This is a genomic window from Pseudomonas lini, from assembly GCF_964063345.1.
Taxonomy (GTDB): domain Bacteria; phylum Pseudomonadota; class Gammaproteobacteria; order Pseudomonadales; family Pseudomonadaceae; genus Aquipseudomonas; species Aquipseudomonas lini_B.
Map to the genome: position 1 here is coordinate 5,797,331 of NZ_OZ061318.1, position 24,611 is coordinate 5,821,941.

Sequence of the window (24,611 nt, forward strand, 5' to 3'; positions counted from 1 at the left end):
GGAGAAACACCCATGAGCATTACTCGTTACGGCACCGGCAGCACCGCCGGTGGCGGCCAGCCCCGTCCTTTCGCCCGCGCCGTCGAAGCCGATGGCTGGCTGCACGTGTCCGGCCAGGTGCCGGCGCTGGATGGCGAAATCATTGTGGGCGGCATTGTCGAGCAGACTCACCAGACCATGAAAAACCTGATCGCGATTCTGGAGGAGGCCGGTTACGGTCTGGAAGACGTGGTCCGTACCGGCGTGTGGCTGGAAGATCCACGGGATTTCTGGAGTTTCAACAAGGTGTTTTCCGAGTACTTCAAAAGCGAACACGCACCGGCGAGGGCTTGCGTACAGGCGAACATGATGGTCGATTGCAAGGTTGAGATTGACTGTGTCGCGTACAAGAAAAAGGCCTGAACCGAGGCGCGCCCATCGCGGGCAAGCCCGCTCCCACAGGGATGGAAGGTGTGTCTGCAATCTGTGGCGGCACATAGAACCCTGTGGGAGCGTGGCTTGCCCGCGATGGCGGCCTAACAGTCGCCGCAGCACCCTGGGTAAACTCCCGGCATATTAATGGGAACCACTGACATGACCGAAGACACCATCAAGCGCCGGGCTCGCGGTCTGGACCGGGCGTTCGACATTCTCGATTTCCTCAAGGAAATCGGCCAGCCCCTGCGCCCGAATGAAATCGCCAGCGGCATCGGCAGCCCGAAATCCACGGTCTACGAACTGGTCGCGTCCTTGTTGGAACGGCGCATTCTTGAACCTGTGGGCAAGGACGGTCACGTTTACCTCGGTCGTCAGCTGTACTTTCTCGGGCAGGCGCATTTGCGCCACTTCGACTTGACCCGCGAGGCCGATCTTGCCTTGCAAGAGATCGTCAGCCAGACCCGTGAAACCGCGCAGATGTGCCTGCTCAACGGGCGCAAATACACCGTGGCGTTGATGAAAGAGGGCGAGCGACATTTCCGCATTTCCTCGGACATCGGCGAGAACGCGCCGATCCCCTGGACCGCTTCCGGGCGCTTGCTGCTGGCGCACCTGAGCGATCAGCAGATCGTCGATTTGATCGACCCCGACGACTTCATCCTGCCCGATGGCGAACGTCTGCCGCTGGAGCGGTTTATCGAGGAGATCCGCCAGGCCGGTATCGATGGGTTCTTTTCCTTCGATAGCGTTGCCGACACCTTTACCCATTGCTTCGCCGCCCCGGTCAAAGACCCGAACGGCGTGGCCATCGCGACCCTGTGCATCGTCGCCCCACGGGCCGATGCGAAGAACAATTACAACGACTATCGCCGGGTACTGATCGACAGCGCCAACAGTCTCGCCCGGCGTATCAACGAATAACAGCGGCTGCCTGCGGCCGCGAGTGTGAGGAGTTCGACCATGTCTTCTGCCAAAAATACTGCCGCCGTGGAAAAGGGCTTTGCCCACACAGGCGCCAATCTTGTGCGCGACGTCAGCCTGCCGGCGCTGGTGCTGCACCGCGAAGCGCTGGAACACAACATTCGCTGGATGCAGGACTTCGTCAGCAACAGCGGCGCGGAACTGGCGCCGCACGGTAAAACCAGCATGACCCCGGCGCTGTTTCGTCGCCAACTGGACGCCGGTGCCTGGGGCATCACCCTGGCCAGCGCCACGCAAACCCGCGCGGCTTACGCCCATGGCGTGCATCGGGTGCTGATGGCCAACCAATTGGTCGGCGCGCCGAACATGGCGCTGATCGCCGATCTGTTGGCAGACCCGACCTTCGATTTCTATTGCATGGTCGATCACCCGGATAACGTCGCGGACCTCGGCGCGTATTTCGCCTCGCGCGGTGTGCGGCTGAACGTGATGATCGAGTACGGCGTGGTCGGCGGTCGTTGCGGTTGCCGTACCGAAGCCGAAGTACTTGCGCTGGCCAAGGCGATCGCGGCTCAACCGGCGCTGGCATTGACCGGCATCGAGGGTTACGAAGGGGTGATTCACGGCGATCACGCGGTGAGCGGGATCCGTGAGTTCGCCGATTCTCTGGTGCGTCTGGCGGTGCAGTTGCAGGACAGCGGTGCGTTCGCCATTGCCAAACCGATCATCACGGCGTCGGGTTCGGCCTGGTACGACCTGATCGCCGAGTCCTTCGAAGCGCAGAACGCCGGTGGGCGTTTCCTCAGCGTGCTGCGCCCCGGCAGTTACGTGGCCCACGACCATGGCATCTACAAAGAAGCACAATGCTGCGTGCTCGACCGTCGCAGCGACCTGCACGAAGGTTTGCGCCCGGCGCTGGAAGTATGGGCGCATGTGCAGTCGTTGCCGGAACCCGGTTTTGCGGTGATCGCCCTAGGCAAACGCGACGTTGCCTACGACGCCGGTTTGCCGGTGCCGTTGCTGCGTTACAAGGCCGGTGTGGTGCCAGCAGTCGGCGATGATGTGAGTGCCTGCAAAGTGACGGCGGTGATGGACCAGCATGCGTTCATGACCGTGGCGCCGGGGGTTGAGTTGCGGGTGGGGGATATCATTTCGTTCGGTACTTCGCACCCGTGTTTGACGTTCGACAAGTGGCGCATTGGGTGTTTGGTGGATGAGCAGTTGCAGGTGATAGAGACCATGGAAACCTGTTTTTAAGGTTCCAGACCGAGGTGCCGCCATCGCGGGCAAGCCCGCTCCCACAGGTATTTTGGTGTGGCTGCAATCTGTGGCAATTCACAACCCTGTGGGAGCGGGCTTGCCCGCGATGACGGCCTACCAAACAACATCGCAATACCAGAGACCCCACAACGATGAGCAGCATCAGCCCACTTGGCCCCAACACCCCGCGCATCGCCCTGATCGGCGAATGCATGATCGAATTGCAGCAGCGCGCCGATGGCACGCTGCAACAAAGTTTCGGCGGCGATACCTTGAACACCGCGGTCTACCTGGCCCGCGAACTGGGCGATGGCGGCACGGTGGATTACGTCACCGCCCTGGGCGATGACAGTTTCAGCGACGCGATGTGCCAGAGCTGGGCCAGCGAAAACATTGGCCTGGACATGGTCCAGCGTTTGCCCGGTCGCTTGCCCGGTCTGTATTGCATCCAGACCGATGCGGCCGGCGAGCGGCGTTTTCTCTACTGGCGCAACGAAGCGGCAGTGCGAGATTGCTTTACCACACCGGCCGCCGCGCCGATTCTGGCGGCGCTGCCGGATTACGACGTGTTGTATTTCAGCGGCATCACCCTGGCGGTGCTCGGTGTGCAGGGGCGGGAAAAACTTCTGGAAACCCTGATCGAAGCCCGGCAGCGGGATGCGCGGATCGTGTTCGACAACAACTACCGGCCACGGTTGTGGGCGTCGATTGAAGAGGCTCGGGCGGCTTATCGCAGCGTTCTACCCTATATCGACCTGGCGTTGCTGACGGTTGACGACGAGCAGGCGCTGTTCCACTTTTCCGATTGCGCGGCGGTGTTTGCTGCTTACGAGCAAATGGGCACGCCGGAAGTGGTGCTCAAGCGCGGCGCCGAGGCGTGTCTGATTCGTTGTGACGGGGAGTCGTTCGAAGTGCCGGCGCAGGTGGTCGAACGGGTAGTGGACACCACGGCGGCGGGGGATTCGTTCAGCGCGGCGTATTTGGCTTGTCGGCTTAAGGGCGGTAGCCCGGTTGAGGCTGCCGAGGCCGGGCATCGGTTGGCGAGTCGGGTGATTCAGGTGCCCGGGGCGTTGATCCCAAGGTAAGCGGATGGCCGCTTGCTGCGCAACCGGATCGCGGGCAAGCCCGCTCCCACAGGGATTTGTGAGTTGCCCACGATTGCAGTCACATCACCACTCCCACAGGGATTTGTGAGTTGCCCACGATTGCAGTCACATCACCACTCCCACAGGGATTTGTGAGTTGCCCACGATTGCAGTCACATCAGCACTCCCACAGGGATTTGTGAGTTGCCCACGATTGCAGTCACATCACCGCTCCCACAGGGATTTGTGAGTTACCCACGATTGCAGTCACATCACCACTCCCACAGGTTTTTTGGTGTGGTTGCAATCTATGGCAATTCACAACCCCTGTGGGAGCGGCGGTGCGGCGATCCGACTTGCCCGCGATGAGGCCCTGAAGCCAACCGATCAATCCCGGTAAAACACCTGCACCAGGTGATAACCAAACTTGCTCTTGATCGGCCCATGCACCACCCGCAGCGGTTTTTTGAAGATCACCGCATCGATCACGCCGACCATCTGCCCGGGCCGCACTTCGCCCAGGTCGCCGCCGCGTTTTCCGGACGGGCACGTGGAGTATTTCTTGGCCAGCACATCGAAGGCTTCGCCCTTGGCGATGCGTTGTTTTAGCTGCTCGGCTTCTTCCGAGGTTTTCACCAGAATATGGCGGGCTTGGGCTTTCATTGGCAGTACCTTGCAACGGTGGTGGCTATGTTGGTGCCAGCGTGGGGCGCGCGATTATGCCTTAACTCAGTCCGCTTGGCCGATCATCGTGCGAATCTTGTTGGCCAGCAGGTCAATGGAAAAGGGTTTGGCCACCATGTCCATGCCTTCCTCCAGGAAACCCTGGCGTTCGGCGGCTTTTTCCGCATAACCGGTCATGAACAGTACCTTCAGACCCGGGCGATGTTGACGCGCGATTTCCGCCAGTTGCCGACCGTTCATGCCCGGCAGCCCGACATCGGTCACCAGCAGATCGACCCGCAAGTCGGATTCCAGCAAGGGCAGGGCGGCTTTCGCGTCTTCGGCTTCATGGGCGTGATAACCCAACTCATTAAGCAGGTCGAGCACCAGCATGCGCACCGCCGGATCGTCTTCCACCAACACCACGGTTTCACCGGCAACTGCTGCCGGTGTTTCACCGGTGAGCGGCATCAAAGTAAGTTCCGGCACCGCGACGTGCAGCCGTGGCAAATACAGGCGAACGCTGGTGCCCTGGCCCGGCAGGCTGTGAAGACTGACGTGCCCGCCCGACTGCTGGGCGAAGCCATAGATCATCGACAGCCCAAGACCGGTGCCCTGACCGATGGGTTTGGTGGTGAAGAACGGATCGAAAGCCTTGGCCAGCACTGACGGGGTCATGCCCGTGCCGTTGTCGCTGACGGCAATCATCAGGTAATCCCCGGCCCTGACCGGTTCCAGGGGGGTGATGTCGCTGCCGTCGAGGTGAACGTTAGCAGTTTCGATCAGCAGCTCGCCACTTTCGGGCATCGCATCCCGGGCATTGATGACGAGGTTGAGCAAGGCATTTTCCAGTTGACTGACGTCAGTACTGACCGGCCAGACTTCATCGGCCAATTGCATTTTGAGCTCGATATGGTCGCCCTTGGTGCGGCGGAACAAATCTTCCAGGGAATGCACCAGATGGTTGGCATTCAGCGGCTTGCGATCCAGCGACTGACGCCGGGAGAACGCCAGCAGGCGATGGGTCAGGGCGGCCGCGCGGTGGGCCGAGGACACCGCGGCTTCGGTGAAGCGACCGATCTCGGCGGCACGCCCGTCGGCAATGTAGCGTTGCATCAGATCGAGGCTGCCAATAATCCCGGTGAGCATGTTGTTGAAGTCATGGGCGATGCCGCCGGTGAGTTGTCCCACCGCTTCCATTTTCTGCGCGTGCCGCAAGGCGTCTTCGGCGCGCTCGCGTTCGAACATCTCGTTCTGCAGTCGCTGGTTGGCTTCGGCCAATTGTTGAGTGCGGGCGCTGACGCGTTCTTCAAGGGTTTCGTTGAGATTGCGCAGGGCTTCTTCGGTCTGTTTGCGCTCGGTTTCGTCGATTACGAAGATGTAAAAACCATTTGCCGCGCCGTCCGGGCCATGACGGGGCAGGTAGTTCATCAAGGCCTGACGGGGGCTGCCGTCGCGGTGCGCGGCGCTGATGCTGAAACTGCAGGCCTTGCCTTTCAGCGCCTCGGCAATGTATTCGGCGCGCGAGGCATAGGCTTCGTCGCCCAGCACTTCGCGGATGGTGCGGCCGTAAAGCTCTTGGGGCGTCAGGCCGTACCATTCCAGATAGGCGGCATTGTTCAGTCGAAAGCGCTCCTCGCTGTCGACATAACTGATCAGGATCGGCATGGCGTTGATGATCAGTTGCAGCTCGGTCTGGCTCTGGCGCAAGGCCTGTTCGATGTGTTTGCGTTCCGTCAGATCGAGTGCTGCGCCAAGGAAACGGATCGGCCGGCCATGATGGTCCTTGTAGCAGCGGCCGCGGGCAAACACCCAGCGCAATTGGCCGTCGGGCTGCAGCAAGCGATATTCCTCGGCGTACTCGCTGCCATGGGTGATGCAGTGCTTGATGCTGCGGGCAATCATGGCGCGGTCTTCCGGGTGCACGCCGTGGAGGTATTCGCTGATGGGCAACTGGCTGGCCATGGCCGGATTGATGCCATGCAATTGGGCGAAGTGGGCATCGGCGATGAAACGGTCTTCGCCGATGTCCCAGTCCCAGGTGCCGACCGCATCGGTGGCGGCCAGCGCCAATTGTAGGCGCTGCTCGGTTTCCTGCTGGGCCTTGAGGCTCGCGGCGGAGCGTTGTTCGAGTTCCAGGGCGATGCGGCGGCGTTCGTTGGTTTCGATGGCCGTGACCAGAATCCCGGCGACCTCGGCGCTTTCATTGCGAATGGGGCTGTAGGTCAAATCCAGCCAGAAGTCGGAATCCTGACCGTCGCGCTGCAAGGTAAAGCGCTGTTCGCTGTAGGTCCGCACCTGGCCCTGTAGGACGGCGCTGTAAATCGGGTCGGTGAAGTCTTTCAGTTCTGGCCAGATCTGGTGCGTCGGTTGTCCGAAAGCGTATGGGTGCTTGCTGCCGGCGAGGAAGGCGAAGCCGTCGTTGTAGATCTGCGTAAGCTGCGGGCCCCACAGCAACAGCATCGGCATTGGCGAGTGAATCACAATGTCCACGGCGGTGCGCAGGCTCTGTGGCCAGTGCTCGGCGGCGCCCAGCGGATTGTTTGTCCAGTCCAGTCGAGCAATCAAGGCTTGGGCGTCGCTGGCGGTCGGTGGTGCGTTCATTACAATGTCCTGCGCGTCAGTCGGTGTGGCTGCGTCTACTATCCTTGCAGGGCGGTAGACGCTGGATGACCCGTTTTGGGTCATTTTTTCAATTGAATGCTTCGCGGGTGCTTTTTGCCATGGAAATCGATGCACTGTTGCAAATTCTGGCCAGCCGCAATGGCTCCGATCTTTACCTGTCCACCGGCGCGCCACCCAGCGCGAAATTTGACGGTGTGCTCAAAGCCTTGGCCGAGCAACCATTCAAGCCCGGAGAAATCGCGGCCATCGCGGCGTCCATCATGGACGCCGAACAGCGCCTGGAGTTCGATCGCGAACTGGAAATGAACCTGGCGCTTTCCCTGGCCGGGGTCGGGCGCTTTCGGCTCAATATCTTCAAGCAGCGCAACGATGTGTCCATCGTGGCGCGCAACATCAAACTCGACATTCCACGCTTCGAAGACCTCAAACTGCCGCCGGTACTGCTCGAAACCGTGATGCTCAAACAAGGGCTGATATTGTTCGTCGGTTCGACCGGCTCGGGCAAGTCGACATCGCTGGCGGCACTGATCGATTACCGCAATCGCCACAGCAGCGGCCATATCATCACCATCGAAGACCCGGTCGAGTTTATCCATCGGCACAAGAAGTCGATCATCAACCAGCGTGAGGTCGGCGTAGACACCCGCAGTTTCCATGCTGCGTTGAAAAACACCCTGCGTCAGGCGCCGGACGTGGTGCTGATCGGCGAAATTCGCGATCGCGAGACTATGGAGCACGCGCTGGCGTTTGCCGATACCGGTCATCTGGTAATTTCCACTTTGCATGCGCACAACGCCAATCAGGCGCTGGACCGGGTGATCAACTTCTTCCCCGAAGAACGCCGGACGCAACTGCTCCATGACTTGGGTAATAACCTCAAGGCCTTTGTTTCCCAGCGTTTGGTGCGTACCCGCGATGGGCAGCGCCGGGCGGCGGTGGAGATCATGCTGGGAACGCCGACCATCGGCGACCTGATCCGGCGCAACGAATTTTCCGAGCTCAAGGGGATCATGGAGAAGTCTTCTGAGGCGGGGATGCAGACGTTTGATGGGGCGCTGTTCGAGCTGTTTGCCGAGGGCGCGATCGATGAGGCAGAGGCGTTGAAACATGCGGACTCGGTGAACAACTTGCGCCTGCGGCTGAAAATGCACGCTGAGGCTACGCCCGGGCCCCATACACCGCCGGGTGAGTGGGGATTAGTGGACTGACGCATACTCAATGGGAATTAATGGACTGACGCATACCCGGTAGGAGCTGGCGCAGGCTGCGATCTTTTGACTTTGGCGTCAGACGAATCGCTAAAGATCAAAAGATCGCAGCCTTCGGCAGCTCCTACAGGAGTCGCATTTCAGTCGTCCAGTTAGGGGTGGCGTGTTTCAATCGTTCAATTCAGAGCGGTCACGAAACTGTTCCAGCGCCTCGGGATTGGCCAGTGCATCGGTGTTTTTCACTTTCTGGCCATGCACCACATTCCTCACCGCTAGCTCGACCACCTTGCCGCTGATAGTCCGTGGAATGTCCGTCACCGCAACTATCTTCGCCGGCACATGCCGTGGCGTAGTGTTGGCGCGGATGACTTGGCGAATCTGTTGTTGCAGCGCGTCGTCCAGCTCAACGCCGTCGCGCAGTTTCACGAACAGCACCACCCGCACGTCATCCTGCCATTGCTGACCGATGGCAACACTGTCCAGCACCTGCGGGACTTTCTCCACCTGACGATAGATTTCCGCCGTGCCGATGCGCACGCCGCCGGGGTTGAGCACCGCATCCGATCGACCGTGGATCAGCATGCCGCCATGGGGCAATTCTTCGGCGTAATCGCCCTGAGCCCAGACGCCGGGGAACAGGCTGAAATAGGACTTTCGCAGTTTCTCCCCGTCAGGGTCATGCCACAGCTCGATGGGCATCGCCGGAAAATGTCGGGTGCACACCAGCTCGCCTTTTTCACCGATCACAGGCGTACCTGCGTCGTTCCAGACTTCCACCGCCATGCCCAGGCTCTTGCACTGCATCTCGCCACGGCGCACCGGCAGGACCGGGTTACCAATCACAAAGCACGACACGATGTCGGTGCCGCCAGACATCGAGGACAGGCACAGGTCGGACTTGAACGCGCGGTAGACGTAATCGAAGCTTTGCGGCGACAGCGCGGAACCGGTGGACAGCACGGTTTTGAGACTGCTCAGGTCATGACTTTCGCAAGGATTCACGCCGTTGCTTTCCAGCGCGGTGAGGAACTTGGGACTGGTGCCGAAGACGTTGATGCGTTCGTCGTCGATCAGATCGATCAAGCGCTCCGGGCCTGGATGAAACGGCGAGCCGTCGTAAAGCACCACGGCGCTGTCGACTGCCAGGGCCGAGACCAGCCAGTTCCACATCATCCAGCCGCACGTTGTGTAGTAGAACAAGCGGTCGCCAGGGCCGAGATCGGTGTGCAGACCATGTTCCTTGACGTGTTGCAGCAGCACGCCGCCGGTGCTGTGAACAATGCACTTCGGCACGCCGGTAGTGCCACTGGAATAAAGGATGTACAGCGGATGAGCGAAGGGCACGGGAACGAATTGCGGCTCGCCGCCCGGGTCGTAGAAATCGCCCCATAGCGTCATGCTGGCTTGGCTGCGGAAGTCTTCGATGCGTGCCTGGGGTCGCGCGTAAGGCACAACGATCAACTGCTGCAAGGACGGCAGTTGCCCGAGGATTTCATTGACCTTGTCGGTCTGGTCGATTTCTTTTCCGGCGTAGCGGTAACCGGCGCAGGTGATTAGTACTTTCGGCTCGATCTGGCCGAAACGGTCGATCACCCCGTGGGTACCGAAGTCGGGTGAAGAACAGGACCAGATCGCACCCAGACTAGTGGTGGCGAGCATGGCCACCAGGGTTTGCCAGGTGTTCGGCATGCACGCGGCCACGCGGTCGCCGAGGCCGACACCGGCGGCTATCAGGCCGTTTTGAAAGCCGGCGACATGGCTCGCCAGTTCGGCCCAGGTCAGTTGTTCCCGTTGGCCGTTTTCGCCGATGGCCACTACCGCCACGGCATCGTCGCGACGGCGCAGCAGGTGTTCGGCGAAGTTCAGCGTGGCGCCGGGGAACCACTGGGCGCTGGGCATTTGTGCGCCTTCTATCAGCACCGCATCCGGCTGATCGTGAAAACGGATGTCGAAGAAATCGACAATGGCCTGCCAGAAAGCTTCCCGCTGATCGATGCTCCACTGGTGCAGGGCAGGGTAGTCGGTGATTTCAAGGGAGTGTCGCTGATTGACGAAGCGCCGGAAGGCCTCCATGCGGGTCTTGCCGATGCGCTCGGTGCCGGGTTGCCAGAGGATGTCGGACATGGCTTGGCCTCTTCTTATTTATGCATAACACAGGCTTTTGTGGCGAGGGAGCTTGCTCCCGCTGGACAGCGCAGCTGTCCCAAAACCTAATTACGACTGCTTCGCAGCCGAACGGGAGCAAGCTCCCTCGCCACAGGGTTACTGCGCCAACCACCCGCCATCAATATTCCACGCTGCGCCACGCACCTGGCTACCGGCTTCGCTGCATAAAAACAGCACCAACTCACCCAGTTGCGGCGGTGTCACGAATTCCAGCGACGGCTGCTTTTCGGCCAGCAAATCATGTTGCGCCTGCTGCGGGTCGATCCCGGTTGCGGCGCGATCATCGATCTGCTTTTGCACCAGCGGCGTCAGCACCCAACCCGGACAGATGGCGTTGCAGGTGACGTTTGTCGTAGCGGTTTCCAGACCGACCACTTTGGTCAGGCCGATTACGCCATGCTTGGCCGCAACGTACGCCGCCTTGCCCACCGAACCGACCTGGCCATGCACAGAAGCGATGTTGACGATCCGTCCCCAGCCTTTGGCGCGCATCCCCGGCAAGCTCAAACGGGTGCTGTGAAACACCGACGACAGGTTGATCGCCATGATCGAATCCCAGCGCTCCACCGGAAAATCTTCCACCGACGCCACATGCTGAATGCCCGCGTTGTTGACCAGGATATCCACGCCGCCGAACTCACGCTCGGCGTATTCAATCATCTCGGCGATCTGCGCCGGGTCGCTGACGTCGGCGGGGTGATGGCCGACTTTGCCGCCGAATTTTTCGATTTCAGCAACCACTGAAGACGCATCGCCGAAACCGTTGAGGATCAGGTTGGCGCCAGCCTTGGCCAGGCTCAGGGCGATTCCCAGACCGATGCCGCTGGTGGAACCGGTGACCAGTGCGGTCTTGCCCGAAAGAGTCGTCATGAATACCTCACACAATGCCAGTGGCGTAGAAAGTGCCGATCACCACAAAAACAGCGAGTGTCTTGATCAGCGTAATACAGAAAATGTCTTTGTAGGCCTCGCGGTGGGTCAAACCGGTAACCGCCAGCAAAGTAATCACCGCGCCGTTGTGCGGCAAAGTGTCCATGCCGCCACTGGCCATCGCGGCGACCCGGTGCAGCACTTCCAGCGGAATATTGGCGGCGTGGGCGGCGCTGATGAACGTCTCGGACATCGCCGCCAGGGCAATGCTCATGCCGCCCGACGCCGAACCGGTGATGCCGGCCAGCAGGGTCACGGTAATCGCTTCGTTGACCAGCGGGTCGGGAATGCTTTTGAGCCAGCCGGACAGCACCAGGAAACCCGGCAGCGAGGCGATTACTGCACCGAAACCGTATTCCGACGCGGTGTTCATCGCCGCCAGCAGTGCGCCGCTGACCGCACTTTTACTGCCTTCGGCCAACTTGCCGCGAATCGTCTGAAAGGCGAACACCAGCACCATGACGATGCCCACCAGCAAGGCCGCCTGGACCGCCCAGATCGCCGTCAGTTTGGCGATGTCGGTGGTCACCGGTGCTGCCATGCCTGGCAACGAGAGGCTGTGAGTCTTGCCGTACCACAGCGGAATCCAGCGGGTGAACAGCAGGTTCATCAGGCCCACCATCAACAGCGGGGAGAGCGCGATCCACGGGTTGGGCAGCTTGATGTCCGGCGCGGTTTCCGGTTCGTTGCGCAGCTCCGAACCATAACCTTCACCCGTGCGCTGGGCCTTGTTGCGCTGGCGCTGAAGGAACAGCATGCCGGCGCAGAACACGAAAATCGTGCCGATCACACCCAGCCACGGTGCCGCCCAGGCGGTGGTGTTGAAGAAGGTGCTGGGGATGATGTTCTGGATCTGTGGGGTGCCGGGCAGGGCATCCATGGTGAACGAGAACGCGCCGAGGGCGATGGTCGCCGGGATCAGGCGCTTGGGAATATTGCTCTGACGGAACATCTCGGCGGCAAACGGGTAGACCGCAAACACCACCACAAACAGCGACACGCCGCCGTAAGTGAGCAGTGCGCAGACCAGCACGATCACCAGCATTGCCTGGCGAGTGCCGAGCAAGCGAATGGCCGCTGCGACGATGGAGCGGGAGAAGCCCGACAACTCGATCAGCTTGCCGAATACGGCACCGAGCAGGAACACCGGGAAATACAGTTTGACGAAGCCGACCATTTTTTCCATGAACACCCCGGTGAAGACTGGGGCAACGGCGGAAGGGTCGGTGAGCAGGACGGCGCCGAGGGCGGCGATCGGGGCAAAGAGGATAACGCTGTAGCCACGGTAAGCAGCCACCATCAACAGCGTGAGGGCTGCCAAGGCAATGATCACACTCATGGTGTGTCTCCTGGATTGTTATTTTTGTAGGTGAAGCTTTGTTGGGAGGGCTATAGCGAGTTTCGTGCCAGATATTTAAGTTATTGAAACTTAAGGGAATTGTTGGTTTTTAGGGTTGAATTCAAATTATTTATCTCTATTTTGAGATTTCTATTGGCTGGTCTGGCCCTTTCGCGAGCAAGCCCGCTCCCACAGTTTGACCGAATCGCTCAGAGGAATGCGGTCGAATGTGTGTGTGGGCTTGCTCGCGAAGAGTGCGCAGCGCTCAGGAGGTCATATCTACCAATGGAGATCCATGTCTCTTTATGTAGACTCCGCAATCCCCAACGCCACCATCTTCTTGTACAACGTCGACCGCCCCAGCCCCAACCGCGCCGCCGCTTCGATAACCTTCCCGCCGCATTGCGCGAGGGCGGATTCAATCAACTGCCGATCAAACCGTTCGCGAGCCTCACTGAAGGTTTCATGGGCAACCGGCTCAATGGCCAAGGGCGCCACACGCTGCACCGGGGTAAAACTGCCAATCGCCGCGCGGATATCCGCTGCATTCAGCATCAAATCATCACTGAGTAACGCGGCGCGCTCCAGAACGTTGCGCAGTTCGCGGATGTTCCCCGGCCAGGCGTGTTGACCCAACAAATCCAGGGCTTCGGGGTTCAGTTCGTGCTGACTGCGCAGCTCTTCGAGGATCGCTTCGCTGAGGGCCGGCAGGTCGTCGAGGCGATCACGCAAGGGCGGGACCTGAATCGGCAGCACGTTGAGGCGGTAATACAAGTCGGCACGAAACTCCCCGCGTTTGATCGCTGCTTCCAGATCGGTGGAGGTGGCCGCGATCACTCGCACATCGCTCTGGATCACTTCGTTGGAGCCCACCGGCTCGAATTCCTTTTCCTGCAACACTCGCAGCAATTTGCTTTGCAGTGGCAGCGGCATGTCGCCGATCTCATCGAGAAACAGCGTGCCGCCCTGAGCGATCTGCAACTTGCCGGTGCGGCCCTTGCGATCGGCGCCGGTGAATGCGCCGGGTGCGGTGCCAAAGAACTCGGCTTCCAGCAGCGCTTCGGGAATTGCCGCGCTGTTGATGCTGACGAAGGCTTTGTGCGCCCGAGGCGAGGCGCCGTGGATCGCCTGGGCCAGCAGCTCTTTGCCGGTACCGGTTTCGCCGAGCAACAACACCGGTGACTCGGCACTGGCGCTGCGCCGGGCGCGGCGTTTGACTTCCAGGCTGGCGGCGCTGGTGCCGATGAAATGGGCGAAGTTGTACTTGGTCTGCCGCGCCCGCAGCAGCGAGCGGGTCGATGCCAGTTCTTCCTGCATGCTCAGGTAGCGCTTGAGCATCGGTGACAGGCTGCGCAATTCATCGAACAGGGCAAAGCCGATGGCGCCGATCACCGCGCCGGCATCGTCGTGAATCGGCAGGCGCATCACCACCAGCGGTTCCTTGGGGGTGTCCTGCATGTCCAGCAGGATGGGTCGTCCGGTGCGTACCACCTCACGCAACAGGCTGCCGGGGATCACGCTTTCGCAGGCCCTGCCGATCGCACCTGCGGCCGATTCGAGACCGAAGCGCCGGGCATAACGCTCATTCATCCAGACGATGTTCGCATCGCGGTCGACAATCACCGTGCCCTCGCTCGATTGCTCGATGATTTCGAACAGCGAGCGGATCGCCAGGGTGCGAACGCGCTGGTAGTCCTTGAGGCTTTCGGTGGTGTCCATGGGGGCTGATCCTGATTAAGTATTGCCTGTGCTGGCCCAATCGCGGGCAAGCCCGCTCCCACAGGATTTGGGTTGCCGCTGAATTTAGGTACGACATAAAACCTGTGGGAGCCGGGCTTGCCCGCGATGGCCGCGACGCGGTTCATCGGCGTACACGGGATTATGCCTACCCCGGATGCGCCGCTGCCAACAGCTCTTTGGTATACGGATGCTGCGGCGAATCGAACACGTCGTGACTGGCGCCGCTTTCCACCACTTTGCCGTCCTTGATCACGATCATGTCGTGGGCCAGGGCGCGCACCACCGCCAGGTCGTGGCTGATGAACAGGTAGGTCAGGCCATGTTTCTCCTGAAGCTGGCGGAGCAGGGCGACCACTTGTTTTTGCACCGTGCGATCCAGCGCCGAGGTCGGTTCGTCGAGCAGGATCAGCGCCGGTTTCAGTACCAGCGCGCGGGCAATGGCGATGCGCTGGCGTTGGCCGCCGGAGAATTCGTGCGGGTAGCGATGACGGCTTTGCGGGTCGAGGCCGACTTCCGTCAGCGCCCGAATCACTTCGTTATTGCACTCGTCAGCGGTCAACTGGCTGTGCACCTCAAGGCCTTCACTGATGATCTGCGCCACCGACATCCGCGGGCTGAGACTGCCGAAGGGGTCCTGGAACACCACTTGCATCTTCTTGCGCCACGGTCGCAGCTGCTTTTGCGTCAAGCCATCCAGCGCCTCACCCTGAAAGCGAATGCTGCCTTCGGAATCGAGCAAGCGCAGGATCGCCTGACCCAGCGTGGACTTGCCCGAACCGGACTCGCCGACGATGCCCAACGTCTTGCCGCGCTGAACATTCAGGCTGATGCCATCCACCGCGCGCAGGTAGGTTTTACGCTGAAACAGGCCGCCACCGATGACGAACTGCACCTGTAAATTATCCACTTCCAGCACTTTTTCCCTTTCGTCTCGGGGCAGGGCTTCGCCTTCCGGTTCGGCGTTCAATAGTACGCGGCTGTAAGGATGTTTAGGCGCGGTGAACAGTGTCTCGCAAGGTGCCTGCTCGACGATTTCCCCGGCGTGCATCACACACACTCGCTGAGCAATACTGCGCACCAGATTGAGGTCGTGGCTGATCAGCAGCAGCGACATGCCGAGCCGCTGTTGCAGGGATTTGAGTAGCAGCAGGATCTTGCGTTGCACTGTCACATCCAGCGCGGTGGTCGGCTCATCGGCGATCAGCAATTCCGGCTCGCAGGCCAGGGCCATGGCGATCATCACCCGTTGCCGTTGGCCGCCGGACAGTTGATGGGGATAGGCCTTGAGCCGCTCTTCGGGTTTCTGGATGCCCACCAATTGCAGCAACTCGAGAATCCGCGCTTGCGCCGCTTTGCCGCCCAGCCCCTTATGCAGCAGCAGGGTTTCGCCGATCTGCTTTTCAATGGTGTGCAGCGGGTTGAGGGAGGTCATCGGCTCCTGGAAGATCATCGCAATCCGGTTGCCGCGCAGCTCGCGCAAAACCTTGACGTCGGCGCCGATCAGCTCCTGGCCGCGATAGCGAATGCTGCCGGTGGTTTCAGTGCCGGTCTCGGGCAGCAGTTGCAAGATCGAGTGGGCGGTCACCGACTTGCCGCAACCCGACTCGCCGACCAGCGCCAGGCATTCGCCGGGGCGGATGTCCAGGAACAGGTTGCGCACCACGGTCTGGCCGCTGAAGGCCACGTTGAGGTCACGGATTTCGATCAGGTTGTCACTCATATCAACTGTCCGCGTCAAGATCGTGGGTCAAAGGCATCGCGCAACGCCTCGCCGATGAACACTAATAAAGAAAGAATCAGCGCCAGGGTAAAAAACGCCGTCAGCCCCAGCCATGGTGCTTGCAGGTTCTGTTTGCCTTGACCGATCAATTCGCCCAGGGACGCACTGCCGGCGGGCATGCCGAAGCCGAGAAAATCCAGCGCCGTGAGGGTGGAAATCGCCCCGGTCAAAATGAACGGCAAATAACTCAGGGTCGCATTCATCGCGTTGGGCAGAATGTGCCGCACGATCACCTTGCGATCGCTCAGGCCCAGCGCACGGGCGGCCTTGACGTATTCCAGGTTGCGCCCGCGCAGGAACTCGGCGCGCACCACGTCCACCAGGGCCAGCCAGGAAAACAGCGCCATGATCCCCAGCAGCCACCAGAAATTCGGCTCGACGAAACCCGACAGAATGATCAGCAGGTACAGCACCGGCAGCCCCGACCAGACTTCCAGCAAGCGCTGACCGATCAGGTCGACCCAACCACCGTAATAGCCTTGCAGCGCACCGGCGGCGATGCCGATCAACGCACTGATGAAGGTCAGCGCCAACGCAAACAAAATCGACACCCGCGCGCCGAAAATCACCCGGGCCAACACGTCGCGAGCCTGATCGTCGGTGCCCAGCCAGTTGACCTTCGACGGCGGGCTTGGTGCGGGTTGATTGAGGTCGTAATTGGGTGTGTCGTCGCTGAACGGGATCGGAGGAAACAGCATCCAGCCGCCGTCCTTGTGGATCAGCTTCTGCACGTAATCACTGCGGTAGTCGGCCTGGAATGGCAATTGCCCACCGAACTCCTGCTCGGTGTGGCGTTTGAGCGCCGGGAAATACAGCGAGCCCTGATAACTGACCATCAGCGGTTTGTCGTTGGCGATCAGCTCGCCGCCCAGGGTCAGCAGGAACAGGCCGATAAACAACCACAGCGACCACCAGCCCCGGCGGTTTTTCTTGAAACGTTCGAAACGGCGACGGCCCAGCGGCGAGAGCTTGAACATCAGGCGTTCCTCGCGGCGAAGTCGATACGCGGGTCGACCAGGGTGTAGCAAAGGTCGCCAATGATTTTTATCAGCAGGCCGAATAAGGTGAAGATGAACAGCGAACCGAATACCACCGGATAGTCCCGTGACACCGCAGCTTCGTAACTCATGCGACCTAACCCGTCGAGGGAGAAAATCACTTCGATCAGCAGCGAGCCGGCGAAAAATACGCTGATGAAGGCCTGCGGAATCCCCGACACCACCAGCAGCATCGCATTGCGAAACACATGGCCGTAAAGCACCCGGCGTTCGCTCAAGCCCTTGGCCCGGGCGGTGACCACGTATTGGCGGGTGATTTCATTGAGGAAGGAGTTCTTGGTGAGGATGGTCAGGGTCGCGAAACCGCCGACCACCAGTGCCGTCACTGGCAGCACCAGGTGCCAGAAGTAATCGGCGATTTTGCCCAGGGTCGACAGCGACTCGAAATTGTCCGAGACCAGGCCACGCACCGGGAACCAGTTCAACGAAGTACCGCCGGCGAAGACCACAATCAGGAACATCGCGAACAGGAACGCTGGCATGGCGTAACCGACGATGATCGCGGTGCTGCTCCAGATATCGAAATGGCTGCCATGGTGCACGGCTTTGCGGATGCCCAGAGGGATCGACACCAGGTAGGTAATCAATGTGGCCCAGAGCCCGAGGGAAATGGTCACCGGCATTTTTTCCAGAATCAGGTCGGTGACCGTGGCGCCGCGGAAAAAGCTCTTGCCGAAGTCGAGGCGGGCGTAGCTCTTGAGCATCAGCCACAGGCGTTCGGGTGCCGGCTTATCGAAGCCGTATTGCTTTTCGATCTCCTTGATCAACTGCGGATCGAGCCCGCGACTGGCCCGCGAACTGCCCTGCAGGGCTTCGCTGGAACCCCCGCCGACATTCGCGCCGCCGATGCCTTGCAAGTGCGCGATGGCCTGTTCCACGGGACCGCCCGGCGCGGCCTGGACGATAACGAAATTGACCAGAAGAATAATCACCAGTGTCGGAATGATCAGCAGCAAGCGCCGCAGTACATAAGCCCACATCAGTGCGACCCTCCGGATTTGCCGCGTTTGATGAGTTCGGCGGTCATCTGTTGGTTGGTCAACGAGGTAGAACTCACTTCCCACCAACTCTCGATGGCTTCGTCATTGCTCGCTTGCACAGAGGGAATGCCGAAGCGGTTCCACCACACGGTCGAGCTACCTGGCGGGTAATAATTGGGAATCCAATAGAAGTTCCATTGCAGGACGCGGTCCAGGGCATGGGCGTAGCGCAGCATGTCAGTCTGGGTAGTGGCGCGAACCAGGCCGTTGATCAGCGTATCGACCGCTGGGTTCTTCAGCACCATGTAGTTGTTGGAGCCCGGATCGTTGGCCGCCGCCGAGCCAAAGTAGTTGTACAGCTCGTTGCCCGGCGAGGTGCTAACCGGGTAGCCGGTGACGATCATGTCGTAATCCCGGGACATCAGGCGGTTTATGTATTGGGAGGCGTCGATGCGGCGAATATTCAGGTCGATGCCGATTTGTTTCAGGGTGCGCTTATAAGGCAACAGTAGCCGGTCCATGCCGTTCTGGGTGATCAGGAAAGTGAAGCTCAGCGGTTGGCCTTGGGCATTGACCAGTTGATCGCCATCGGGTTTCCAGCCGGCCTGTTCGAGCAAGTCCAGGGCTTGCAACTGTTTGTCGCGAATCACACCGCTACCGTCAGTTTTCGGGGCTTCGAAGACCTGGGTGAAGACTTCGTCGGGAATCTGCCCGCGCAGCGGCTCGAGAATCGCCCGTTCACTGGCGTCGGGCAGTTGCCGGGCTGCAAGGTCGGTATTGGAAAAGTAGCTCTGCTGGCGGATGTAGAGGTCGCGCATCATCTGCCGGTTGCTCCATTCGAAATCCCAGAGCATGGCCAGGGCCTGGCGCACACGGCGGTCCTGGAACATCGGGTTTTGCAGGTTGAACACAAACCCCTGGGCCGTTTGCGGTGCCTCTTTGGCCAAGTGGGCCTTTTGCAGGCGACCGTCGCTCAGGGCCGGGCTTTCGTAGCCGATGGAGTAGGCGGTGGCGGAGAATTCGCGGTTGTAATCGTAGGCGCCGCCACGCAGCACCTGACGGGCAACGTCGGTATCGCCGAAGTACTCGATGCTGAAATGATCGAAGTTATAGAGGCCGCGGCTGACCGGTAAATCCTTGCCCCACCAGTCGGCGTTACGCTCAAAGGTGATGCTGCGCCCGGAGTCGACCTTGTTCACGCGATATGGCCCGCTGCCCAGCGGTGGCTCGTAACCACCGCCGTTGGCAAAGTCGCGGGTTTTCCACCAGTGCTCGGGAAATACCGGCAAGGTGGCGATATCGAGGGGCAGGGTGCGGTTTTCGTTGCTCTTGAAGTCGAACCGAATGGTTCGCGGCGACTCCACTTCGACGCCTTTGACGTCGGCGAATTGCGTGCGATAGCGCAGGCTGCCCTGGGTCATCAGCAGGTCGAAGGTGTAGCGCACGTCTTCGGCGGTGATCGGCTTGCCGTCGGCGAAACGGGCCTTTGGATTCAGGTAGAAACGCAGAGACAGTCCGTCGTCGGAACGCTCCATCTGTTGGGCGACCAGGCCGTAAACGCTATAGGGCTCGTCCAGCGAACGCTGGGCCAGGGGCGAGTAGATCAAGCCGTCGATCTGCGTGACACCCGTGCCCTTGTCGATGTACGGCAGGATATGGTCGAAATGACCGATTTCCATCGCCGAGCGACGCATCGTGCCGCCCTTGGGCGCTTGCGGGTTGGTGTAGGCGAAATGGCTGAAGCCAGCGGGATACTTCGCCGGTTCACCGTACACGGTCAACGCATGTTGCGGTGCAGCGTTCGCCCCCGTGGCGCCCAATAACAGGGCCACGGCAGTGAACAACAAAGTGGGGAAAACCAGTCGCATTGTCAGCCTTGGAGCCGGGTGGTTGATAACCACAATTTGTACGCTAGCGGCGCGTCCCTCGCCAGCCGTATCACGTAACGAAAACACAACGGCCCACCAAAAGGCGGGCCGTTATGTAGCAAACTTCAGTGTTGATCAGTCCTGACGGCTGGTCACTTCCAGCAGGTGGTAACCGAACTGGGTCTTGACCGGGCCTTGCACCACGTTGATCGGCGCGCTGAAGACCACGGTGTCGAATTCCTTGACCATCTGGCCTGGACCGAACGAACCCAGGTCACCGCCCTGGCGGCTGGATGGGCAGGTGGAGTTGGCTTTGGCGACTTCGGCGAAGTCGGCGCCGCCTTCGATTTGGGCCTTGAGTTCGTTGCACTTGGCTTCGCTGGCAACCAGGATGTGACGGGCAGTGGCTTTGGCCATGGGAAAATACTCCATTCAATGTTCAATAAAGTGCGGAGCCTACCGGATTCAGTGGGCTATTTCTCTCTCAAAGTTCCGTGAATATCGCGTGGCGTCGTGGCATTGCTCAAAGGCCGGCATTTCTCAAGCGTTCGGCATGCTGGACATACAGGGAAATGGGGTCAATGCCCTTGCGGACCTGACCGGTTGTCTGGCCCAGGCTGTCCAAATGATCCAGCGGATAGTCCGAGCGGATCACTTTACCCAGATGGGCGCTGAATCGACCGACCATGCCGTCATTCTGCTCGGCTTCGGTGGTGAAATAGCGGGAGAAGGCCCGCAGGAGTCCGTGCAGCGGATTGAGTGCATGGAGCCCCTCATCGAGAATGTTTCCTTGCAGGGTGCCGCTCCAGGAGTAGTAGCGCACGCCGTTCACCAACTCGCGACCCTTGCCGCCCCAGGTTTTCGGTAATCCTTGCGGGTATTTGTCGTTGAATGCGCCGACGCCTTCAGTGGTCAATGCATTGAGCGCGGCGATGGCGTTCTGTGGCAGGTCCCGGTTGCCACTGAGCAACGACAGGAAGTCGGCGAACAGGGTAGCCACCGCACCGGCGACATGCTCCGGCAGGCGCCCGGGCGTCAGCGCCTTGCGCAGGAAGTCGGCCAGCTCCGAGCCATGGTTAGGCCCGCTGACCGATGTCACCGAAGCGACTGTCTCCGGCGCCAGCGCCCCCGCATACCGTGCAGCCAGTGCCCCTTGACTGTGACCGATCAGGTTGACTTTGCTTGCACCGGTTCCTTGCAATACCCGGTCGATCTGGGCCAGCAGTTGTTCGCCCCGGGCTTCATTGCTGTGGGTGGCTGACAGGTGTGGGATGAAAACCCTCGCGCCGGCACTTCTCAGGGCAAGTTTGACGTCATGGAACAGTTCCAGATTGCCGATGCGATCGAAGCCGAAGAGCCCATGGACCAGCAGGATCGGATACTGAGTGGTTGCATTCCGTAGCATGTACATTTCCTTTTTCGCAGTAAGTCAGGTGTGTGCTCAAGGAGGCACTCTAAAGCACACCACCCGCTCGGCGATGTATGAAAAAGCCGCTGTAACCTGATGAAAACGGAATAGAAATGGTACGAAAGTTCGGATGAGCCTGAGGTATCGGTCGGAATATTTGGACATCTTTTTAACGATGACTGCACGTTTCTTCACAATGACCTACCTCTGAAACGTCCTTTTACCGTGCAAGCCGACGCGATTGTCCGGCAGCGCGAATCAGTACCGTGGGTTTCAATAGGCTTCGTTCGATGCCGACCTCAAGGCGGCATTTATTCCAGGGACTGGAGCGTTGAATGGCTACTTATGAAGCAGGTAACTTGAATGTTGTAGAGCAATGCCTGGTGGCACCACAGCTGGATCAAGCGGAGAACGCCACGCTCGATCCGTCCGACAATAAGGCCATTATCACCGTCGTGCCGTACCCGGACATGGCTTGCGGAGACAAGCTGGAAATACTCTGGTCAGGTATCGACTCAGAGGGTGTTGCGTATTGGCATGAGGTGTCGCGTTTTGTCAGCGAAGCTCAGGTGGGCAGGGCGATTGTCTTTTGCGTGTCGGGCGTACACATCGCCGCACTGGACGGTGGGTCACTAGAGATTTACTACATCCTCTACACTGCGCGCCTTCGTGAACCTGTGGAGTCTGTGCGTTTGTACCTGAACGTCGGTGATGCCCGGCCAGATTTGTTGCCTGTGATTGTGGACGATGCGGTGGGTAGCACGCTCGATCCGGACAGAGTCGCGCAGGGCGCGCGCGTAACGATCAGGCCGTATGCCCGGATGGCTGCTGGAGATCGGGTCTTGCTGTCCTGGGCAGGTGTTACGCCACAAGCGAGTTTCAATGACACATTGAAAATCGAATCCTTTGCAATGGGCAGCGAACTGTCGTTTTGGGTAAGTCCCGACTGTATCGCCCCCAATCTCGGAACAACCGTCACGATCAGCTATTGCGTCGAGCAGGAGGGGCAGGCGTCACGCTTCTCGGAGCCTGTAGCGCTGGTGATCGGCCCGCTGGAACGAGGAGCGCTTTTGCCACCTACCGTGCTGGAAGCCGATGAGGGTTGGCTGGATCTGCAAGATGCGATCGATGGTGTCACCGTCGTGATCGACAATGCCCAGGCCGAAGCGGGGGAACTGGTCTATCTGAAATGTGACGGGGAGCATTTCAGTCATCGCGATGATCGTGAAGTTTCCAGGGAAATGGCCGGTCAACCGCTGGTATTTATCGTTCCCTACAGGTTTTGGCGCGAGCATCAGGATTTGACGGTCCGAGTAGCCTATTCGGTCGAGCGTCTCGACGATGTGAGCCAGCAGTCCGAAGCCACGTTGGTGCAAGTGCAGTCATAAACTGAATTAACGTCAACCGCCTTCCGGTTTTCGATTGAAAACCGGAAGGCGGGCACTGGTCACTTTGGCTGTTGAGTAGGGTGCTGTGCACGAAGTCGCTCGGTTGCCTGCAGCAACAATTGTTCCGTCCCGGTCCAGCCAAGGCAGCCGTCCGTTACCGATACCCCGTAACGCAGGGACGAACTCAGTGGTTGGCAGCCTTCGAACAGATGGCTTTCAATCATCATGCCGACCAGCGAACGATCACCTTTCAGGCGTTGTTCAAGCACGTCGTTGAACACGGCTGGCTGACGCAATGGATCTTTACCGCTGTTAGCGTGGCTGCAGTCGACCATGATCCGCGCCGGGATCTTGAGTCTGGTTAAATCACTGTGCACTTGGGCGATGCTTTCGCGGTCGTAGTTCGGCCCACAATGGCCACCACGCAGTACCAAGTGGGTGTCGGGGTTGCCCGGCGTCTGAATAATTGCAGGGTGCCCTTGGCTATCGACGCCGAAATGACGATGCGGATGGGCGGCCGAGCGCATGGCGTCGCTGGCGACAGTCACACCGCCATCGGTGCCGTTCTTGAACCCTACCGGCATGCTCAGGCCGCTGGCCATTTCCCTGTGGATCTGTGATTCGGTGGTACGGGCGCCAATCGCGACCCAGCTCAGCAGGTCGTCGAAGTAGCCGGCGGCCATTGGTTGCAGCAGTTCGGTGGCAATGGGCAAGCCCAGTTGGAGCATTTCGCGCATCAATTCGCGGGACAGCGTCAAACCACTCGCCATGTCGTCGCTGCCATCCAGATGCGGGTCGTAGGCCAGCCCTTTCCAGCCAATTGTGGTGCGGGGTTTTTCGACGTAGGCGCGCATCACCAGCAGCATTTCATCGCTGACTTCGGCGGCCAGCCGGGCCAGGTTGGCGGCGTATTCGAGGGCTGAACGGGGGTCGTGAATCGAGCAGGGGCCGACGATGACCAGCAGACGGGAGTCTTCACCGTTGAGGATCGCGCGAACTGCCTGACGGTGGTCGGCGACTTGCCGGGTCAGGGCATTGCTGAGGGGTAATTGCTGTTTGAGCTGCAATGAGCTGGGCAGACGCAAGGTCAGCGCTTCATTGGCAGGGCTCAGGGTGGACAGTGGCAGAGCAGAGACGGACGAGTTCATATTCGGGCTTCCTGGGCTGGCGGCGGGTTCGTTTCCGCGCGCTCGGCCCTACTGGGGTGTTCGACAATTGGCCGGATTGGCTGCGTGTGTGTGCTTGCCACCTATGGGTGACCGATCGGAGGCGGCAGGCTGTCCCGAGCGGAGGCTGGTAAATCGCCAGGCGGTAAAACTGTCGTAACGGTAATAAGTGGCGTAGTTCATGTCGTGAATCCTCAAATTGTCTGGTTGACGCTAAAAATGTTCAGGGCTGAAAAAACAAAACCCCCGGTCGGGGAGCCGACCGGGGGTTGAAAATTCTCTGGTGGCGACCCGTTTAAAGTGGGCGCCGTGTGGGTATCAGGCGCGCCAGTGGCTAAACCAATACCCAAAATAAAAGCTGACCGAAGCACAAACGTCGTTCGCCCGGGCAGCCGCAACCGAGCGCGGGGCGCTGGCGGTACGAAGCTGTGAGAGGGCGTTGAGCATGGTCTGTCTCCGATGAATGCGCCGAGCTTACTAGAGGCCGGTACGCGGATTCAATCAGAAAATGCTATCGATGATCATGGGCTTTTCTATCGCTTGAGTACGTCGGGGGTTGTGACACACTTTGCGCTGCGCCCAACTACCACAACGTCACAAGGATGAACC

At 59.9% G+C, this 24,611-nt stretch carries 19 protein-coding genes; 6 read left to right on the forward strand and 13 right to left on the reverse strand.

The features are described from left to right. Positions 1-12 precede the first annotated feature (12 nt). The 4 genes from AB3226_RS26510 (at position 13) to AB3226_RS26525 (ending at position 3,683) form a co-directional block, all read left to right on the forward strand. The gene (locus AB3226_RS26510; RefSeq protein ID WP_038982964.1) at positions 13-402 is read left to right on the forward strand and encodes a RidA family protein; all 390 of its coding nucleotides are present in this window, start codon (positions 13-15) and stop codon (positions 400-402) included. A 171-nt stretch (positions 403-573) separates the two neighbouring features. Further along, positions 574-1,338: an IclR family transcriptional regulator gene (locus AB3226_RS26515; RefSeq protein ID WP_367375274.1), complete on the forward strand. Its 765-nt coding sequence runs from the start codon at positions 574-576 to the stop codon at positions 1,336-1,338. 39 nt (positions 1,339-1,377) lie between these two features. Beyond that, complete coding sequence (locus AB3226_RS26520; protein ID WP_367375275.1) at positions 1,378-2,595, forward strand: amino acid deaminase; 1,218 nt, start codon at positions 1,378-1,380, stop codon at positions 2,593-2,595. Positions 2,596-2,750: 155 nt separating this feature from the next. Beyond that, entirely contained in the window at positions 2,751-3,683 is a 933-nt protein-coding gene (locus AB3226_RS26525; RefSeq protein ID WP_367375276.1) for a sugar kinase, read from the forward strand. A 387-nt stretch (positions 3,684-4,070) separates the two neighbouring features. On the opposite strand, the gene AB3226_RS26530 is transcribed toward AB3226_RS26525, so the two are convergent. Together AB3226_RS26530 and AB3226_RS26535 are read right to left on the reverse strand one after the other, a co-directional pair. Next, a complete protein-coding gene (locus AB3226_RS26530; protein ID WP_007898282.1) occupies positions 4,071-4,346 on the reverse strand; it encodes a peptidylprolyl isomerase in 276 nt (91 codons plus the stop codon). 66 nt (positions 4,347-4,412) lie between these two features. After that, positions 4,413-6,950, reverse strand: coding sequence for a PAS domain-containing protein (locus tag AB3226_RS26535; protein ID WP_367375277.1), 2,538 nt, complete (start codon positions 6,948-6,950; stop codon positions 4,413-4,415). A 119-nt stretch (positions 6,951-7,069) separates the two neighbouring features. Between AB3226_RS26535 and AB3226_RS26540 the strand changes: the two genes are divergently transcribed. Beyond that, positions 7,070-8,179 (forward strand): PilT/PilU family type 4a pilus ATPase, encoded by a 1,110-nt coding sequence (locus AB3226_RS26540; protein ID WP_367375278.1) that lies wholly within the window; start codon positions 7,070-7,072, stop codon positions 8,177-8,179. Positions 8,180-8,347: 168 nt separating this feature from the next. Here AB3226_RS26540 and AB3226_RS26545 read toward each other — a convergent pair whose 3' ends face one another. The 10 genes from AB3226_RS26545 to AB3226_RS26590 form a co-directional block, all read right to left on the reverse strand. Continuing rightward, a complete protein-coding gene (locus tag AB3226_RS26545) occupies positions 8,348-10,303 on the reverse strand; it encodes an acetoacetate--CoA ligase (protein ID WP_367375279.1) in 1,956 nt (651 codons plus the stop codon). A 138-nt stretch (positions 10,304-10,441) separates the two neighbouring features. Then, a complete protein-coding gene (gene hbdH / locus AB3226_RS26550; protein ID WP_367375280.1) occupies positions 10,442-11,215 on the reverse strand; it encodes a 3-hydroxybutyrate dehydrogenase in 774 nt (257 codons plus the stop codon). A 7-nt stretch (positions 11,216-11,222) separates the two neighbouring features. Beyond that, positions 11,223-12,614, reverse strand: coding sequence for a GntP family permease (locus tag AB3226_RS26555; protein ID WP_367375281.1), 1,392 nt, complete (start codon positions 12,612-12,614; stop codon positions 11,223-11,225). Between the two features lie 303 nt (positions 12,615-12,917). Beyond that, positions 12,918-14,333 (reverse strand): sigma-54 interaction domain-containing protein, encoded by a 1,416-nt coding sequence (locus AB3226_RS26560; protein WP_367375282.1) that lies wholly within the window; start codon positions 14,331-14,333, stop codon positions 12,918-12,920. A gap of 166 nt (positions 14,334-14,499) precedes the next feature. Further along, positions 14,500-16,074 (reverse strand): ABC transporter ATP-binding protein, encoded by a 1,575-nt coding sequence (locus AB3226_RS26565; RefSeq protein ID WP_367375283.1) that lies wholly within the window; start codon positions 16,072-16,074, stop codon positions 14,500-14,502. Between the two features lie 14 nt (positions 16,075-16,088). Continuing rightward, on the reverse strand, positions 16,089-17,111 hold the full coding sequence (locus AB3226_RS26570) for an ABC transporter permease (RefSeq protein WP_367375284.1): 1,023 nt from the start codon (positions 17,109-17,111) through the stop codon (positions 16,089-16,091). Next, positions 17,111-18,172: a microcin C ABC transporter permease YejB gene (locus AB3226_RS26575; protein ID WP_367375285.1), complete on the reverse strand. Its 1,062-nt coding sequence runs from the start codon at positions 18,170-18,172 to the stop codon at positions 17,111-17,113. Before AB3226_RS26575 ends, AB3226_RS26570 begins: the two co-directional genes overlap by 1 nt. Further along, a complete protein-coding gene (locus AB3226_RS26580; RefSeq protein ID WP_367375286.1) occupies positions 18,172-20,040 on the reverse strand; it encodes an extracellular solute-binding protein in 1,869 nt (622 codons plus the stop codon). Before AB3226_RS26580 ends, AB3226_RS26575 begins: the two co-directional genes overlap by 1 nt. A gap of 135 nt (positions 20,041-20,175) precedes the next feature. After that, entirely contained in the window at positions 20,176-20,457 is a 282-nt protein-coding gene (locus AB3226_RS26585) for a peptidylprolyl isomerase (protein WP_008150918.1), read from the reverse strand. A 106-nt stretch (positions 20,458-20,563) separates the two neighbouring features. Then, complete coding sequence (locus tag AB3226_RS26590; protein WP_367375287.1) at positions 20,564-21,445, reverse strand: esterase/lipase family protein; 882 nt, start codon at positions 21,443-21,445, stop codon at positions 20,564-20,566. A gap of 338 nt (positions 21,446-21,783) precedes the next feature. Between AB3226_RS26590 and AB3226_RS26595 the strand changes: the two genes are divergently transcribed. Further along, the gene (locus AB3226_RS26595; protein ID WP_367375288.1) at positions 21,784-22,836 is read left to right on the forward strand and encodes a hypothetical protein; all 1,053 of its coding nucleotides are present in this window, start codon (positions 21,784-21,786) and stop codon (positions 22,834-22,836) included. Between the two features lie 59 nt (positions 22,837-22,895). Here AB3226_RS26595 and AB3226_RS26600 read toward each other — a convergent pair whose 3' ends face one another. Continuing rightward, a complete protein-coding gene (locus tag AB3226_RS26600) occupies positions 22,896-23,984 on the reverse strand; it encodes a 3-deoxy-7-phosphoheptulonate synthase (protein WP_367375289.1) in 1,089 nt (362 codons plus the stop codon). Positions 23,985-24,611 lie beyond the last annotated feature (627 nt).

Coding starts and splice junctions, on each gene's coding strand:
- AB3226_RS26510 (WP_038982964.1), top strand. CDS start 13: ATGAGCATTACTCGTTACGGCACCGGCAGCACCGCCGGTGGCGGCCAG.
- AB3226_RS26515 (WP_367375274.1), top strand. CDS start 574: ATGACCGAAGACACCATCAAGCGCCGGGCTCGCGGTCTGGACCGGGCG.
- AB3226_RS26520 (WP_367375275.1), top strand. CDS start 1,378: ATGTCTTCTGCCAAAAATACTGCCGCCGTGGAAAAGGGCTTTGCCCAC.
- AB3226_RS26525 (WP_367375276.1), top strand. CDS start 2,751: ATGAGCAGCATCAGCCCACTTGGCCCCAACACCCCGCGCATCGCCCTG.
- AB3226_RS26530 (WP_007898282.1), bottom strand. CDS start 4,346: ATGAAAGCCCAAGCCCGCCATATTCTGGTGAAAACCTCGGAAGAAGCC.
- AB3226_RS26535 (WP_367375277.1), bottom strand. CDS start 6,950: ATGAACGCACCACCGACCGCCAGCGACGCCCAAGCCTTGATTGCTCGA.
- AB3226_RS26540 (WP_367375278.1), top strand. CDS start 7,070: ATGGAAATCGATGCACTGTTGCAAATTCTGGCCAGCCGCAATGGCTCC.
- AB3226_RS26545 (WP_367375279.1), bottom strand. CDS start 10,303: ATGTCCGACATCCTCTGGCAACCCGGCACCGAGCGCATCGGCAAGACC.
- hbdH (WP_367375280.1), bottom strand. CDS start 11,215: ATGACGACTCTTTCGGGCAAGACCGCACTGGTCACCGGTTCCACCAGC.
- AB3226_RS26555 (WP_367375281.1), bottom strand. CDS start 12,614: ATGAGTGTGATCATTGCCTTGGCAGCCCTCACGCTGTTGATGGTGGCT.
- AB3226_RS26560 (WP_367375282.1), bottom strand. CDS start 14,333: ATGGACACCACCGAAAGCCTCAAGGACTACCAGCGCGTTCGCACCCTG.
- AB3226_RS26565 (WP_367375283.1), bottom strand. CDS start 16,074: ATGAGTGACAACCTGATCGAAATCCGTGACCTCAACGTGGCCTTCAGC.
- AB3226_RS26570 (WP_367375284.1), bottom strand. CDS start 17,111: ATGTTCAAGCTCTCGCCGCTGGGCCGTCGCCGTTTCGAACGTTTCAAG.
- AB3226_RS26575 (WP_367375285.1), bottom strand. CDS start 18,172: ATGTGGGCTTATGTACTGCGGCGCTTGCTGCTGATCATTCCGACACTG.
- AB3226_RS26580 (WP_367375286.1), bottom strand. CDS start 20,040: ATGCGACTGGTTTTCCCCACTTTGTTGTTCACTGCCGTGGCCCTGTTA.
- AB3226_RS26585 (WP_008150918.1), bottom strand. CDS start 20,457: ATGGCCAAAGCCACTGCCCGTCACATCCTGGTTGCCAGCGAAGCCAAG.
- AB3226_RS26590 (WP_367375287.1), bottom strand. CDS start 21,445: ATGCTACGGAATGCAACCACTCAGTATCCGATCCTGCTGGTCCATGGG.
- AB3226_RS26595 (WP_367375288.1), top strand. CDS start 21,784: ATGGCTACTTATGAAGCAGGTAACTTGAATGTTGTAGAGCAATGCCTG.
- AB3226_RS26600 (WP_367375289.1), bottom strand. CDS start 23,984: ATGAACTCGTCCGTCTCTGCTCTGCCACTGTCCACCCTGAGCCCTGCC.